Annotated in this window: 16 protein-coding genes and 3 tRNA genes; 11 read left to right on the top strand and 8 right to left on the bottom strand. The window is 46.3% G+C overall.

Translation table 11 applies throughout. From position 1 onward, the window contains the following. Positions 1-3: 3 nt before the first annotated feature. Entirely contained in the window at positions 4-603 is a 600-nt protein-coding gene (locus Micr_RS03430) for an AAA family ATPase (RefSeq protein ID WP_203134282.1), read from the bottom strand. Further along, positions 584-1225 carry a hypothetical protein gene (locus Micr_RS03425; protein WP_203134281.1) on the bottom strand — a complete coding sequence of 214 codons (642 nt, stop codon included), beginning with the start codon at positions 1223-1225 and terminating at the stop codon, positions 584-586. The genes Micr_RS03430 and Micr_RS03425 overlap by 20 nt, the downstream gene beginning before the upstream one ends. An 82-nt stretch (positions 1226-1307) precedes the next feature. Between Micr_RS03425 and Micr_RS03420 the strand changes: the two genes are divergently transcribed. The 3 genes from Micr_RS03420 (at position 1308) to Micr_RS03410 (ending at position 3197) form a co-directional block, all read left to right on the top strand. Then, complete coding sequence (locus Micr_RS03420) at positions 1308-1550, top strand: DUF357 domain-containing protein (protein ID WP_226803544.1); 243 nt, start codon at positions 1308-1310, stop codon at positions 1548-1550. Continuing rightward, positions 1547-2650: a hypothetical protein gene (locus Micr_RS03415; RefSeq protein WP_203134280.1), complete on the top strand. Its 1104-nt coding sequence runs from the start codon at positions 1547-1549 to the stop codon at positions 2648-2650. Before Micr_RS03420 ends, Micr_RS03415 begins: the two co-directional genes overlap by 4 nt. 169 nt (positions 2651-2819) lie before the next feature. Further along, entirely contained in the window at positions 2820-3197 is a 378-nt protein-coding gene (locus tag Micr_RS03410) for a hypothetical protein (RefSeq protein ID WP_203134279.1), read from the top strand. Between the two features lie 191 nt (positions 3198-3388). Here the strand turns inward: Micr_RS03410 and Micr_RS03405 are convergent, their stop codons facing one another. Then, positions 3389-4051, bottom strand: coding sequence for a peptidase C39 family protein (locus tag Micr_RS03405; RefSeq protein WP_203134278.1), 663 nt, complete (start codon positions 4049-4051; stop codon positions 3389-3391). Between the two features lie 54 nt (positions 4052-4105). Beyond that, a tRNA-Leu gene (locus Micr_RS03400) sits at positions 4106-4208 on the bottom strand. 255 nt (positions 4209-4463) lie between these two features. Here Micr_RS03400 and Micr_RS03395 point away from each other — a divergent pair. Next, a tRNA-His gene (locus Micr_RS03395) sits at positions 4464-4535 on the top strand. Position 4536: 1 nt separating this feature from the next. On the opposite strand, the gene Micr_RS03390 is transcribed toward Micr_RS03395, so the two are convergent. Both Micr_RS03390 and Micr_RS03385 read right to left on the bottom strand, forming a co-directional pair. Next, complete coding sequence (locus Micr_RS03390; RefSeq protein ID WP_203134277.1) at positions 4537-6048, bottom strand: ATP-binding protein; 1512 nt, start codon at positions 6046-6048, stop codon at positions 4537-4539. Positions 6049-6101: 53 nt separating this feature from the next. Continuing rightward, positions 6102-6569, bottom strand: a complete 468-nt coding sequence (locus Micr_RS03385) for a ribonuclease HI family protein (protein WP_203134276.1) — start codon at positions 6567-6569, stop codon at positions 6102-6104. 98 nt (positions 6570-6667) lie between these two features. Here Micr_RS03385 and Micr_RS03380 point away from each other — a divergent pair, with 98 nt between their 5' ends. From Micr_RS03380 to Micr_RS03365, 4 genes are all read left to right on the top strand, one after another. Further along, positions 6668-7285: a TIGR00296 family protein gene (locus Micr_RS03380; protein ID WP_203134275.1), complete on the top strand. Its 618-nt coding sequence runs from the start codon at positions 6668-6670 to the stop codon at positions 7283-7285. 34 nt (positions 7286-7319) lie between these two features. Beyond that, positions 7320-7394 (top strand) — tRNA-Ile (locus Micr_RS03375). Positions 7395-7538: 144 nt separating this feature from the next. After that, a complete protein-coding gene (msrA, locus tag Micr_RS03370; protein WP_203134274.1) occupies positions 7539-8066 on the top strand; it encodes a peptide-methionine (S)-S-oxide reductase MsrA in 528 nt (175 codons plus the stop codon). 145 nt (positions 8067-8211) lie between these two features. Then, on the top strand, positions 8212-8379 hold the full coding sequence (locus tag Micr_RS03365; RefSeq protein WP_203134273.1) for a hypothetical protein: 168 nt from the start codon (positions 8212-8214) through the stop codon (positions 8377-8379). Between the two features lie 86 nt (positions 8380-8465). Here Micr_RS03365 and Micr_RS03360 read toward each other — a convergent pair whose 3' ends face one another. Next, complete coding sequence (locus tag Micr_RS03360) at positions 8466-9419, bottom strand: MBL fold metallo-hydrolase (RefSeq protein WP_203134272.1); 954 nt, start codon at positions 9417-9419, stop codon at positions 8466-8468. Between the two features lie 113 nt (positions 9420-9532). On the opposite strand from Micr_RS03360, the gene trxB reads away from it, so the two are divergent. Beyond that, a complete protein-coding gene (gene trxB / locus Micr_RS03355; protein ID WP_203134271.1) occupies positions 9533-10462 on the top strand; it encodes a thioredoxin-disulfide reductase in 930 nt (309 codons plus the stop codon). On the opposite strand, the gene dinB is transcribed toward trxB, so the two are convergent. After that, entirely contained in the window at positions 10454-11506 is a 1053-nt protein-coding gene (gene dinB, locus Micr_RS03350; RefSeq protein WP_203134270.1) for a DNA polymerase IV, read from the bottom strand. The two genes, trxB and dinB, sit on opposite strands and share 9 nt — an antisense overlap. Positions 11507-11629: 123 nt before the next feature. On the opposite strand from dinB, the gene amrB reads away from it, so the two are divergent. After that, positions 11630-12442 carry an AmmeMemoRadiSam system protein B gene (gene amrB, locus Micr_RS03345; protein ID WP_203134269.1) on the top strand — a complete coding sequence of 271 codons (813 nt, stop codon included), beginning with the start codon at positions 11630-11632 and terminating at the stop codon, positions 12440-12442. A 75-nt stretch (positions 12443-12517) separates the two neighbouring features. Then, positions 12518-14254, top strand: a complete 1737-nt coding sequence (locus Micr_RS03340; protein ID WP_203134268.1) for a carbamoyltransferase C-terminal domain-containing protein — start codon at positions 12518-12520, stop codon at positions 14252-14254. Positions 14255-14260 lie beyond the last annotated feature (6 nt).

Raw genomic sequence — 14260 nt, 5'->3', positions numbered from 1 at the left:
AGGTCAGAATCCCAGCCTGTTTCCGTCAAGTATTAGCCTTTCCAGTTCTGCGAACTTGTCTATCTCCCTGGATTTGGGCTTTTTGGATTTCGTTCCGGAAGCCACGGCAATCAGATAACGCATGAGGCGCTCCCTTTCTTCGTCGCTTTCGGCCTCGAAGAGCTCGTCGCACTTGCCCTTCATCCTAACTCCTATGTCGTCATACGCTTCCGCAAGAAGATTTTCCCGTATTTTAGCCTTCGCGTAGCGCCTTCCTTCCATGCGCTTTTCCAGCACATGCAGGCTCTGCCTTAGAACTATGCATATCTTAGGCCTAAGCCCAGTTTCAGGCAAAAGGTGCCCTACGACTATGCAAATTTTATCTTTTCTTACTGCTTTCTTCATGGAACGCCTTAGCACATCGGGCTTGATTATTTTAGACCCTAATTCGTCAATTTCGCCATAAGCGTTCTCCGAATTGACGACGTCGTTTATTTCTATTATTTTTGCGGCTATCCCTGCTGAACGCAGTTTATCAAAAAGCTTTTTGGAGAAGTAGCTTTTACCAACTCCAGGGGTTCCGGTAATGCCTATGACGAGCGCATCAGTTTTTCTGCCCTTCATCAGCGCTACCCTGGCCCTTGAAATAAGCATCGATGCCATCCATTATAACCTTGAGCTCATCCCTGGCTTGGTCCAAATCCATATAGCTGTTCTGCTCGAGGGATACGTTTATGACGTAGTTCTTATGCCCGTCAAAAAGCCACTGCCCAAGGCTGTACGTCTTGTAGGTGGTGGAGAAGTCGGCAATGAAGCTTGATGCAGAGGCAAGCTTTGTTATCAGCGCCGTCAAGCCGCTGTCTATGTTGTTCACATAAATAACTTCCTCGTTGTCTACGTTCCTGTCAATGCTAACGGGCTTTATTACTGGTATGTTGTTCTGCTTGGCAAGCATTGTAATGCTCTGTGTGAGCTGCTTGCTTACCGCATCGCATTTCAGTCCATCCTTTTCGAAGTTCTTTTTTTCGTCTTCCAAGCCCTTCATTGTGGTCTCGACGTAATCGTCGACTTCGTTGCGGATGCTGCTGAACGTGGTTTCTATATCCTTTTTGGATACGTAAAATGCGGGGTTTATCAATATGTCCTTGAGCGCTATCCCGTATTTGTCGTTTATTACGGGAGCCAGGCTTTCTATAAGGTCATTCGTATTCTCGCTCCATGGAACATCATTAGCGTCTTCGGCCATAAGATCACTTTTCAACAGTACTACTAAAAGCTCTTAAAGATATAAATTCTTATCTATCTTGCAAATCACAATCGGTGTTTAATTGACTGCAGCTGAACCAAAAGAAAGGGTGCTCAAGGACATAAGCATGTTTGGGGACAGCCTAAAGCTTCTTTCCGGCACAAAGCTGGACGGGAAGATGTCCTCAGTCGTGGAGATGGCCAAGCTCTACGCTTCCGATGCGCAGAGCTACTTGGACAAGGGTGACATACTGACTGCATTCTCCTGCATATCCTATGCCCATGGCCTCATGGACTCAATACTGTCGCTGGTGGGTTTGAAATGAATTATACTGAGGGCAGCGCCGTAATAGCTGATGATAGGGCCTTCATAAACCCGAAGGCAAAGCTTTCGCGCGATGCTACCATAGCATATGCCAAGCTTAAGCCAGGGCTAAAGAGCGCCTTGGACGCTACATCGGCAACCGGCATACGGGGAATAAGGTATTGCAAAGAGCTCGGGCTTGATGAAGCCGTACTGCTTGAGATAAACAGGAGTTCCTATGAATCCCTCAAGTCTAACGTAGAATCAAATTCGGTGAAAAATGCAAAATATGAGAATGCGAGCGTGCAGGAGTTCTGCAACAGGGAGCCGCTCAGGAAATTTGACCTGATAGATGTGGATCCGTTCGGCAGCCCAGCCCCCTACCTGTTCGACATACTAAAGGTAGCTCACGAAAACAGCATAGTGGCTTTTACTGCAACAGACACGGCAGTGCTATGCGGCGCGCATTTATCTGCGTGCATAAAAACATACGACTCGGTGCCAATGCACAACGAGCTCGGGCATGAAGCCGGCATCAGGATATTGATAGGCTTTTTTGCCCGGCTCGCGGCACAATTCAATTACGGCATAGAAGTAGGCCTTTCATTTTCGTACATGCACTACATGCGTACGATCGTTAAGCTAATCAAGGGCAGCAAGTCGGCCCTTTCTTCAGTGAAAAAGCTTGGATTTGCCTACAAGTGCCGAAAGTGCGGCTGGATCGGCAGCGAGCAGGGCCCTTTCACTGGCATAAGCCGTTGCCCGCTATGCGGCTCAGAAATAGAGACGTCAGGAAGAATGTGGCTTGGGAGCCTAATCGGCGATGACGTAAGGCCAGGGCTTGCAAAGAGCATGGAAGAAGTTATGGGTTCAGACAAGCGCGAATATCGGTTCATGGAATCACTTTCGCTGGAGCCAGACATACCATTTTACTACAGCATTCCAAAGCTCACCAAGCTCATGCACCTGCCTTCGATAAGCGAGCTGGCTCTTTCAAAAAAGCTTGAAGAAGCAGGCCACGTTGCAGCTATCACGCATTTCGAAAAAAACTGCGTAAAGACTGATGCAACCATAGAAGAGATAAAGGATGCGATAACCTCAATTTCTAAAAACGGAGCTTAATCGGAACTTCCCGGCATTTAAAAAGCTTTCTGGAGTTTTTTTGATTCTTGTAGAGGTAAAAACTATTGTGTTGCGATTATTAGCGGAATTTTTTATCCCTGCAAAAGTATATATAGTGGTTAAAACAAAATAGTATTGAAGCGGGTGCAAAAACAATGTGGGGAAAACAATGGGGGAATATAAAGCAGGAGTCATACCTTGCGAAAGATGTGGCGTAGCCACATACAGTCCTTCGGACAGGGTCATGAGGCCCAAGGGCAGAGCATACTGCAAGGATTGTGCTGCCAAGCTCGGCCTCGACCGCGCTGAAAAGAACCTCTGCGCAATATGCGGCAAGATTTTGAAAAAGGGAGAAGTGAAAATGGTCCTGCCTTCAAAATCCTTCGGGGAAGCCGTAATACCTCTGGAAAGCAGGCTAGCCTGCATCGAGTGCTATGCTTCGATGGCAAGCAGGGCAAAAGCCAGGCCGGCGGTTGCAAAGCGCAGGAACGAAAGAGCTTTGATGAAAAGAACGCTGCACGAAAGCGTAGTGCAGCAAATGATGTAAAAGGCAGCATTGGAATATTGGATGGCTGCCTTTTCTTTTTTTCTTTTTAAATTATGGGATTGGTTTTTATGCACGATCTAGCGTTATGAAAATAAGACGCCAATTCTCAGCACCTGCAAAACGCCAAAAAGAAATTTAAAAATAGTGCAAACAACCTAATAAAATAAAAAAGAAAAAGGAAAATTGCCCGTTTATCTTCTGCTTGCTTTTACTACTACCATGTGGTATTCATTCTCGTACCCTATGGCTTCTTTGAGCGCGTTGGGCTCTATGGCTATGGTGCTATCCGAATACGGGTCGTTTATGTAAAAAGAATCCTCGTCATAGCCCTTGACTACTATCCAGTGCGGAGACGAGTCCAGATATGGATTTATCTTGTTCGCGTCTACAAGGAGTATTGGTATGTTGCCGTTGTTGATGGTGTTCTTAACAGTATTTACTGTGATGATGCCATGCACTTCCTTTATGCCTGCGGTCTTTGTCTTTTCCTTTATCTCATTGAAAGACGATCTCAACGTATCTAGGTTTATCCCTTCGTAAACCGCCAGCTTGCGCTCGTATCCTTCATCTTTCTGATTGCTGCTGACTATGTGCAGCTTGGCTCCTCTCTTCGACATTGCATATGCCAGTCCGTACTTTGACCCGTGCCATACGCTGCCGTTAACAGCTTCGTTCCATATGGAAAATTCATCCTCCTTTTTGGGCTTGAAATTTTTGTTTATGTATTTCAATACCATTATGGCGCACGCTGCAGAGCTTGTGAATTCTTCCGACTGCGCATAATTCGGTATTTCGTAAAGCTTTCCCTTGGCCAATTTTCTCTTCGTCTTATTCTGTGACTCTTTTTTCGCCATTTATAACACCTCGGTAAACGTGATCATGAAACTAAAGCAAGAGTAAACATAATGTGCAGGGAGGGAGATTTGTCCATAAATATTATTTTGAACTCCCGTAGACCTAAGCCAACGGATCTTGAGTCCGTCGCGTTTGACCAGGCTCCGCCATCCCTGCGCAGTATAGTTTGCCTGCGTTAAATAAATAATGTTTTGCATTGTTCTCTGATGTATCATCAGCATTCCACTTGAAGATTTCAGTATTTTAATATTTATACGTTCCCATGAAATTTTTTCCGCAGTATTTAAATCCTTCTATGCCATCAGAGAGAAATTTTTCGCAGCAAGACACAAGCCTATAATGATCGAGGCTGTAAAAACAAAAGGCATAAATGCGTAAGGATAAATAATCTTGGCGTTAATAAATAAGCGCGCCTTAGTGGTGTAACGGCTAGCACGGAAGACTGTGGATCTTCAAGCCCGGGTTCAACTCCCGGCTAAGGCCTTCAGAAAAGGTGGATTGCCCACCAGCGCATGAACTTCTTGATCCTTATTCTCGTCGGGCTCGTGTTCTTTTTAATATCCTTTACCATTGCCTTGTATAATACCTTCTCCTGGGCGTCAAGCTTGCCCTCCTTGACTATCTCCTGCTTCTTCCCGTCGACAATCTGCGTTTCTGTCTTGCTTATTACGTCCTTCTTGACCATCGAGTACCACTCGTCCAAAGAACTGCCGCTGCTGTCCTTGTCCTTCAGCACTGCCATCATGTCTGCCATGGTGAGCTTGCGCTCTTTATTGTACTGGTACTCGTGAAGCAGCGGCCTCATAGCTGCCTTGTCGCATATCCTTTTTATGTCGGCCGGCGAATAGCCGCTTGTGCCCCTTGCCAGCCTTCCGTACTTTAGGCCAGCCCTAGGCTTGTTGTTCGTGTAAAGCTTGAAAAGCTCCTTCCTGTCTTTGTAATTCGGTGGCGCTATATAAACGCTGTCACCAAACCTTCCGCTCCTCTTGAGCGCAGGGTCTATGTCCCATGGCTGGTTCGTGGCGCCTATGACAAATATGCCTTCGGGATTGGTTTGTATGCCGTTCATCTGCGTTAGGAATTCGTTGACGGCCATTCTCATCGAGCTGTTGTTGTCTCCGCCGCCTCCGCCTCCTCTCTTGACTCCGAGAGCATCAAGTTCGTCGAAAAATATTATGCAAGGCGGATTCTTCCTGGCCTGCTCAAATATCGCCTTCAGGTTCTTTTCCGTATTGCCCGTATACATGTCCACAATCTGGTTTATCTGGGCGACTATTACGTTTGCTCCTGCTTCTCCAGCTATGGCATTTACTGTGTGGGTCTTTCCCGTTCCCGGTGGCCCATACAGTAATAGTCCGAGCCCAAGCTCCTTTCCATATTTTCTGAAAAGCTCAGGGTGCTGTATCGCAAGCACGACGTTGTCGTGCAGGTATGTCTTGACCTTTTCAAGCCCTATTACCGAATCAAACTTCGTATTTGACTTGTAAAACGGCAGCTTCTTTATTTGGCCCTCTTCTATGACTTCTTTTTCTTCCTCGGGCTTCTGTACCTGCTGAGTTTGCTGGATGCCACTCTTAGTCGTACCTGTATTCGACAGATCTACATGCATCAGCGAGTCTATGTGCTCCAGCCTGCTCTTTGCCTCGGAATAGTTTTGGTCTATGGAAAGGGATTTTTCGTACCAATATTTTGCCCCGACGAGGTCATTGCTCGCCTCCGCCATATCACCATAAAGAAGGGGCGCGTCCGGGCTCTTTGGCTCAAGTTCCATGACTTTCTGCAAATCGGCCTTGGCCTCTTCGTATTTGTGCATCAGCCTCTCTGTCAAAGCCCTGTTGAAGTAAGCGTCAGAATATTCTGGATCTATCTGTATTGCCTCGTTGAACTCTGCTATAGCTTCTGTGAACTTGCTTGATTCAAAAAGCGAATTGCCCTTTCTCCAATGTTCCTTGGCTTCGGGATTGACCTCCCTCTTGCCGTTGCTTTCTTCAGCCATCAAAAGTCACTTTAAACGCATACGAGCTAATATTAGCTTGTATATTCTCCTATTTAATGTTTTTTGTTTCTTTCTTCTGCTATCCTGTCTAGCAGTTCGTTAAGTTTCTTGTCGACATTGCTTATGCCTTTGTCACTCCTCCTCCGGTTCATGAACTCTACGCTCCTGAACCATTTCGAAAGCTCCTTGACTGTGGCGTTGAGGCTTGCCATTTCGCTGGACCTTACCTTATACTTGCCGTTTAATTGCCTGACAACCAGTTCGCTGTCCGATACGAAGGCAAGATCAGCGTTTTCCGGACTTCTTAAATTGGCTTCGCACCATTCCAGCGCCTTTATTATTGCAGTGTATTCGGCGAAATTATTGGTCTTTATCCCGTTGTAAAAGCTTATGCTTATTACCTCTTTCCCGTTATCGTCGAAAACAGAAAATCCCGAAGCGCTTTCCCCAGGATTGCCACGTGCAGCTCCATCGGTATATATCGTGTATTTCGAACTGTCTTTGGTTTTTTTGGCGTTCATGCAAACCCTTGCCACCTTATATAGAAGTTTTGCTGCATCACCTATAAATTATTGCTCCTCTACATTATCTATTGGCATTTGCGTGCCGTGGTGTTTGAGTGAAAAAACTTACGCTCAGGGAAGGGGAAGAGCTTGTGCATGCTGCAAGGAATGCAATAGAACTGGCTCTCAAGAGCCCGATATCTAAGAAAACCGTAATATACGAAAGCATAAAAGGTTTTGATTGGCCATCAGGCGCATTCGTAACACTATCGCATTACCCTACGGAAGCCTTACGGGGTTGTGTAGGATTCCCTCGCCCTTCAACTACTCTGGCCAGGGCAGTTGTAGATTCTGCGATATCTGCGGCGTTTGATGATCCGAGGTTTGTCCCTATTTCTTTCAACGAGCTAACGGAACTGATAATAGAAGTAAGCATTTTGTCCGAGCTCGAGCCAATTTCTGGAACTGAAAAAGAGAAGCTCAAGTCTGTAAAGACAGGCAGGGATGGCCTAATGATAGAGTATGGGATATACAGCGGCCTCCTTCTGCTAGTTGTTGCCGTCGAAGAAAAATGGGATGCAGAGAAATTTCTCGACGCGGTATGCGAAAAGGCAGGCATACCCGAAGATTACTGGAAGCAGAAAAACGTAAGGCTCTACAAGTTCACGACACAGGTATTCAAGGAAGAGGAGCCGATGGGAAAGGTAACAGAGGTAAAATTATCTCTAAGCTAATTAAAGCTTTTCTCACATAATAATTGGTTTCTGCGGGCTCGTAGCTTAGCATGGTTGGAGCGTCCGACTGATAATCGGAAGGTCGAGAGTTCAAATCTCTCCGGGCCCATTTAATTTCAAAGCATATGCATAGGATTAATCTGCTCATGCCGGTATGCTGTTTATAACTTGATCGGCCTATAAAAAGTTGAAAGGTTTTAAAACCTTCCAACATTATAAGAATAAAGTGTCATAAAGCATTAAACCGATTTTTATGGGAGAAACAAAGAAAATATATCTAGGCGCGGGCTGCTTTTGGTGCACTGAAGCCGTATTCAAGCTGTTTCCGGGAATAAAGAAAATAACTCCAGGCTATGCTGGAGGCCATGTGAAAAATCCAACCTATAAAGAAGTTTGCTCTGGAAAGACCGGGCACGCAGAAGTCGCAATGATAGAATACTCCCCTTCGGAAATAACCTTAGAAAAGCTATTGCAAATATATTTCGCAATGCACGATCCTACCTCTAAGAATAAACAGGGCGCAGATGTCGGAGAACAATACAGGTCAATAATACTCTACGAAGACGATCCGGAAAAGGGTGTTATAGATGAATACATAAAGAAGATTGTGCCAGAATTCAAAAAGCCCATTCTTACCGAAGTGAGAAAGCTCGATGAATTCTATGAAGCGGAAGATTATCACAAAAATTATTATGAGAACAACAGGTTCCAGCCGTATTGTATGTTTGTGATAGGCCCTAAGCTTTCAAAAATACGCAAGGAGTTCGGCATAAAAGCATGATATCAAACATAAAAATCCGTTGCACATGTTTGTGGAAAGCGCCAGAATCTACTTGGCTTATTTTGCGACTTTTTGCATGTGGCAAGTATGCAAATTTGATATATGCACATTCTTAACAATTAGGTTCAAAATAAGTTTGATTGATATGGAAAAATATGACAAGGAGTTTTTAGAATACATGGAAAGCAAGTATAAAATAACCCTGGAAAAGGCAACAAATGGCAGTGAAATGGAAATAATAAGGTTCGCCCTCGCATGGGATGTGTGGAAGCAGTCAAAGAAAGTCTGCAGAGAAAAGCTTGCATCACAGTAAATTTCAGCAACATTGCACAGGATGGGCAACTACTGTGCCATATATATTGCGCTTCTGCCACTATTGCCGATTATTTGGTGTGCACATCAGAACGCATCTATGGCCTTTTTCTGGTACGGTTCTGCGTTGTAGCCCAGAGCAGAAAGATTGGCTGCAAATATATCCCTGTTCGGACCGTAAGTGTATATCTTTTTCGGGGAAACGGCATCTATGTATTCCAAGCTTTGCCTGAAATCGGCGTGGTCGCTGAGGCAGAACTGCGCATCAACATTGAACCTGAAGCTTTTTGCGAATCCAGTGGCAGTTGAAGTGTAAACCCGTTTCCTGTGTGCGTAGCCTACTGCTTCAACAAGGTTACCGAAATTCCTTGAATCTACTATGCCGACGAAATTGTTCTTTAATATGCTCTCGTAGTCGCTTCCTTCGTCATACGCAGAGGCATAATCAAGGCCTATCTTGTTCTTTACATAAATCTTATTTATGGCACTTATTTTCTTGTTCACAACGGGGGTTATGCCGGCGTTGTTCAGTATTTTTATGAGTTCCTGCGCTTTGCCCATTGCATAAGCCTTGAAAAGCACTATGCCGCTCTTTAATGCTCTGGCAACCCACCTGGCCAAAGCGGTTTCAACTTCCTCTCTTGCGTCGAATCTTATCCTAGGGTCGGGATAGGTAGAATCTATTATGAGGCAGTCCGCATTCCTTATACTTATGGGTGCTGCAGTAACACTTTTCATCATCTGAAAGTCGCCGCTATAAACTAGGCTGTGGCCTTCTCCGTCGTTTTCAATGTACAGCTGTTTTGAGCCTAGCATATGGCCTGAATCGTAAAGCCCAACTCCTTCGGGTTTGGAGCCAACAAGCTTGGGTGCAATTCCGTAGGCTGTGCTTATCAGCTCTGCAGTCTGGGTGCTGCATAGCATCGATTCCGAGCTCTTGACTGCGGCTATGTGGTCGCTGTGCGCATGAGATACAAAATCCATGTCAGAGCCTTTTAGCTTCGCGTCAAGCGATATTGTCATTGCCTTTTCTTCATGCATCCGGTCGCCATATCAATATATCAAACAAGCTTTAAATACCTTAAAAACAAAATGGTGTAATATATGCATTATCATGGATTTTCAGCCCTGATAATTCATTCAAAGTGGTCTAAATGGTTGAAAACGTAATAATAATAGGATCGGGCCCTGCCGGGCTGAGTGCGGCCTTGTATACGGCAAGAGAAGACTTCAAGCCCCTAGTAATAACCGGTGTAGAAGCTGGAGGGCAGCTATTACTCACCACAGTGGTTGAAAACTTTCCTGCTTTTCCAGATGGCATCTATGGGTCTGAGCTCATAGACCTGATGCGAAAGCAGGCTGAGAAATTCGGAGCGAGGTTCATAGGGGAGAATGTGGAAAGCGTAGACTTCTCCCAGAAGCCCTTCAAGGTCAAAACGCCTTCGCAGGAATACCTTGCAAACAGCGTTATAATAGCAACTGGCGCATCTGCAAAATGGCTAGGCATACCATCTGAAAAGCAGTTCATAGGCAAGGGAATAAGCAGCTGCGCAACGTGCGATGCGCCTTTCTTCAAGAAAAAGGACGTAGCCATAGTCGGCGGAGGAGACACTGCGATGGAAGATTCGCTCTTCCTTACGAAGTTTGTCAACAGCGTCACAATAATACACAGGAGGGACTCGTTCAGGGCAAGCAAAATAATGCAGGAGAGGGTAAAAAGCAACCCGAAAATAAAGATAATATGGAACAACGTAGTCGAGGAAGTTCTCGGAGATGCAAAGGTTACAGGAGTTAAAATAAGGGACGTTAACACAAACGAGCAGAAGCAGCTCAGTTTCGACGGGGTTTTCGTTGCGATAGGCTACAAGCCCAATACCGACTTCCTTAAGGGCAAGCTTGATCTTGATCAGGCAGGATACATAATAACCGAGGATGAGGTGAAGACCAAGATACCCGGAGTATACGTAGCCGGGGACGTGGCCGACCACGTATACAGGCAGGCAATAACCGCTGCAGCAAGCGGAACAAAGGCTGCGCTTGAGGTAAGGGCATTCATACAGAATCTTGAGTACGTTTCAAAATAATTTCTTCTGGCCCTTTGTTTTTATGAGCCTAGATACCCTGACGCCTATTTTTCTGGCGGCTCCTGCCTTTAGGAGCTCCTTTAGCATAGGTGCTGCCCGCTTTTCTATCTCCTCCCTGGAATCGCTGTAGTTGTGCAGGGAATAACTCTTCGCGCTTATGGAAAAATCAGTGTATCTTACCTTGGCGCCAACATTTCTGAAGAGCACGCCATTCTTTTCGATTTCCTTCATTACTTCGTCTATCAAGCCCTTCAGCACAGGCGTGACTTCGTCAACGCTCGTCGCCGGGCTCTTGAGGGTTACTTCCCTGCCTATGGAAAGTATTTCTGAGCTCTCGACTATCTTTGATTCGTCTATGCCGTTTGCGAGCATGTAAAGCTCCTTTCCAGCAGAGCCGAACGCGTCTATCAGTACCATCGGATCGCTTTTTGAGAGCTCGCTTATGCTGCTTATTCCGAGTTCCTTGAGCTTTTCGTGAGTCTTGCTGCCTACTCCTGGCAGCTTATCAAGGGAGCAGGAATCCAGAAAGCTTCTCAGCTCCTGCGCCTTTACGAGCATCAGGCCGTCGGGCTTCGCTTTGTCTGAAGCCATCTTTGCGAACGCCTTTCCATTGCTTATGCCTATGGTGCACGTAAGCCCGAAGGATTTCTTTATTCGCGATTTTATATCCCTGGAGAGCTCGAGCGCCTCCTCGTCAGTAAGGCCCGTTATATCCATGGCTGCCTCGTCAACGCTGATAACCTCCAAAGGCTTGCCGTATGACCTTAGAACCTTGATTATCTCCGCTGACACGCTTTCATAATGCTCCTCATCGGAATGCAGGTAGTTGAGCTCCTTGCAAAGATCCAGCGCTTTGATGCTTGGCATCCCGCTGTGTATGCCAAACTTCCTGGCCTCATAATTGGCCGTTTGCACTACGCCCCTGAATTTTTCGTTTACCGGAGCCGTGCCTACGACAAGGGGCTTGCCCTTCAATTCGGGGTGCCTTACCTCTTCGCATGCGGCAAAGAAATAATCCATATCAACATAAAGTACGAAAACCATCCAAAGCACGATAAAGTATCTAATTCCATTTCTTTATGCATTGCCATTGCGAGCTTTGCAATCCTTAATTTATTCTTTGCTATGCAATTAAAATAATCTTTACTTGCAAATGGGGCAATACCAATGCGCGAAAGCGTTTTTTCAGGCAGTTTTTATCCAAAGCAAAAGGCCGAGCTCAGCGGTTTCATAAAAGCTTCAATGGACGAGGCACAGCCTTCGAAGTTAAAACCTTATTCGATAATAGCACCACATGCTGGATACATATACTCGGGAAAAACAGCTGCATATGCATACAAGTGCGTTTATGATTTTAGGAAAGATTATGATTCTGTCATAATAATAGGGCCCAACCACACCGGCCTTGGGGCTCGTATAGGCGTATCTGCAGAGGCGTGGAAGACGCCACTTGGAATAATGCACTCCGATACGGAATTTGCAAAGGAGATTTGCAATTCGTGCAGGCTAGCCGAAATGGATGAGGAATCGCACGCAGAGGAGCATTCTGTGGAAGTCCAGCTGCCGTTCATACAATATATGTTCGGATCTATTCCAATGGTTGCGGTATGCATGGGAGTGCAAGACTTTGGGGCATCAGAATGCATGTACGAAGCGATACTCAAGGCCTCAAAAAAGCTTGGGCGAAAACCACTTCTTGTTGCGAGCTCGGACTTCAACCATTACGAATCCGAGCACATAGCCAAATACAAGGACATGCCTCTTATAGGGATGCTCGAAAAAATGGACGCAAAGGGCTTCAACGAAGGCGTGACAGCTAACGGCGACAGTGCTTGCGGATATGGCCCTTCAACAGTAGCTGCGCTTTATGCAAAAGCCTGCGGGGCAAAAAAGGGGGTTTTGCTCAAGTACTCAAATTCAGGGGCACAGACCGGAGATTTATCCAGCGTCGTGGCATACGCTGCAATCGCTTTCTTCTGAAGCGATAGCTTTTAATACGAATTAGAGCATAATATTTGATTTTTAATCTGTATAACTGTATTTTAAAGTGAAAAAATGGCTGTTCTTGGCATAAACGATTCCCATGATTGCGGCAGCTCGGCAGTTTCGAGCGGCAGCGTAATATCCGCGGTCAACGAGGAACGCTTCACCAAGAACAAAAATGAGGTAGGATTCCCATATAATTCTATAAAATATGTCGCAAAAAACACGGAAGAAGAGATAACGGACATAGCTCTCGCATGGATAGGGGGCAACGCCTTAATATCAAGGGTCATACCATCATGGGACAGGAAAAGGCGCGCAATATGGCGCCGTGAAATACCTCGTCCGTCCAGGGCAACGCTGCACCTGATGAATGTGCCGTATAAGTTAATACAGAACCAGAGGCCTCGCATGCTTTGGAAGGCTTTTGGAACTCCCATAAGCAAGAGCGTGACTGCAAAAAGGCTGGCACTCATAGATGGGGATTTGGCTCACAAGCGCATGCACGTAGTCGAACACCATCTTTCCCACGCAGCCTCGGCATATTTCACATCTGGTTTCAGCGAGGCGCTTATAATAACGCTCGACGGCTCTGGCGACGGCCTGAGCGGCACGGTTTCCACAGGGGACAATGGCGAAATAAAGAGGCTTGCCGAATTCCGGGCCAGCACGAGCCTAGGCATAATGTACGGTGCGGCAACCGTAGCCTGCGACATGCGCTATTCAGAGGACGAAGGAAAGCTGATGAGCCTGGCCGCATATTCATACCCTGCGGAAATACCTGAGCTATGGCAGTTCAGCGTATACGATCCGAAATCCAAGAATTTCGTTTCCAAGATAAAGACGAGGAATGAGATACTGCTGGCAGAGTATCTCAAGGACCACGTGCTGTCGAAATACGACAGGGAGTCATTTGCCTATGCCGTGCAGAAGCACGCAGAGCTTCAGGTCACGACTCTTGTCAGGCAGTGGATAAAAGAGACCGGCATACATAATGTTGCGGTAGCCGGAGGATTCTTCTCCAACGTGCTGGTCAACAGGGCAATAGAGCACATGCCCGAAGTGGAAAAACTGTTTGTGTTTCCCCAGATGGGTGATGGTGGCCTGTCTCTCGGAGCTGCGGCATACATTGACTTCAGCTTGCATGGCAAGTTCAACCGCAAGCAGATAGATGACGTATATTTCGGCCCAGGCTACACAAACGAGCAGATATTCAACGCCTTAAAAAAATCCAAGAACAAGAAAATATCTTACGAGCCCATAAAAGACCCGGCAGGGCATGCGGCTGAGCTGGTCGCAAAGAAAAACGAGATACTGCTGTGGTTCCAGGGCCGCATGGAATATGGACCGAGGGCACTTGGCAACCGCAGCGTGATAGCACTGCCTAACGATCCGGAAAACAGGTACAAGCTAAATCTCATAATAAAGAAGAGGCCGTTCTACCAGCCATTTGCAAGCAGCATGCTCGAAGGGGAAGCCAACAGGCTCCTAGAAGACTGCGTGGGCCCGAACAGGTTTATGACCAGCGCAAATGCGGTAAGGGTGGAGCACAGGAAAGACCTTGTGGCAGCTTCCCACATAGATTATACGACCAGGCCGCAGATGGTGAGCGCCAAAGAGAACAAGCTCTACTTCAAGCTGATAAGCGGCATAGCAAAGGAAACAGGCTTTGGCGCAGTATTGAACACAAGCCTGAACAAGCACCGCAGGCCGATAGCCCTTGACCCGGAGGATGCGATATGGACTCTGGAAAACACCGGGGCTACCAAGCTGGTAATAGGAGATTATCTAGTCTCAAAAAAAGCCTAAAGCCAA

The organism is Candidatus Micrarchaeum sp., from assembly GCF_016806735.1.
Taxonomy (GTDB): Archaea; Micrarchaeota; Micrarchaeia; order Micrarchaeales; family Micrarchaeaceae; genus Micrarchaeum_A; species Micrarchaeum_A acidiphilum_A.
This window is presented reverse-complemented; position numbering and strand designations above follow the sequence as displayed.

Excerpts from the sequence above, each read along its gene's own strand:
- Micr_RS03405 (WP_203134278.1), bottom strand. The coding sequence starts at position 4,051 with ATGGCGAAAAAAGAGTCACAGAATAAGACGAAGAGAAAATTGGCCAAG.
- Micr_RS03365 (WP_203134273.1), top strand. The coding sequence starts at position 8,212 with ATGGAAAAATATGACAAGGAGTTTTTAGAATACATGGAAAGCAAGTAT.
- Micr_RS03385 (WP_203134276.1), bottom strand. The coding sequence starts at position 6,569 with ATGAACGCCAAAAAAACCAAAGACAGTTCGAAATACACGATATATACC.
- amrB (WP_203134269.1), top strand. The coding sequence starts at position 11,630 with ATGCGCGAAAGCGTTTTTTCAGGCAGTTTTTATCCAAAGCAAAAGGCC.
- trxB (WP_203134271.1), top strand. The coding sequence starts at position 9,533 with ATGGTTGAAAACGTAATAATAATAGGATCGGGCCCTGCCGGGCTGAGT.
- Micr_RS03360 (WP_203134272.1), bottom strand. The coding sequence starts at position 9,419 with ATGCATGAAGAAAAGGCAATGACAATATCGCTTGACGCGAAGCTAAAA.
- Micr_RS03340 (WP_203134268.1), top strand. The coding sequence starts at position 12,518 with ATGGCTGTTCTTGGCATAAACGATTCCCATGATTGCGGCAGCTCGGCA.
- Micr_RS03390 (WP_203134277.1), bottom strand. The coding sequence starts at position 6,048 with ATGGCTGAAGAAAGCAACGGCAAGAGGGAGGTCAATCCCGAAGCCAAG.
- Micr_RS03425 (WP_203134281.1), bottom strand. The coding sequence starts at position 1,225 with ATGGCCGAAGACGCTAATGATGTTCCATGGAGCGAGAATACGAATGAC.
- Micr_RS03415 (WP_203134280.1), top strand. The coding sequence starts at position 1,547 with ATGAATTATACTGAGGGCAGCGCCGTAATAGCTGATGATAGGGCCTTC.
- Micr_RS03430 (WP_203134282.1), bottom strand. The coding sequence starts at position 603 with ATGAAGGGCAGAAAAACTGATGCGCTCGTCATAGGCATTACCGGAACC.
- msrA (WP_203134274.1), top strand. The coding sequence starts at position 7,539 with ATGGGAGAAACAAAGAAAATATATCTAGGCGCGGGCTGCTTTTGGTGC.
- dinB (WP_203134270.1), bottom strand. The coding sequence starts at position 11,506 with ATGGTTTTCGTACTTTATGTTGATATGGATTATTTCTTTGCCGCATGC.
- Micr_RS03410 (WP_203134279.1), top strand. The coding sequence starts at position 2,820 with ATGGGGGAATATAAAGCAGGAGTCATACCTTGCGAAAGATGTGGCGTA.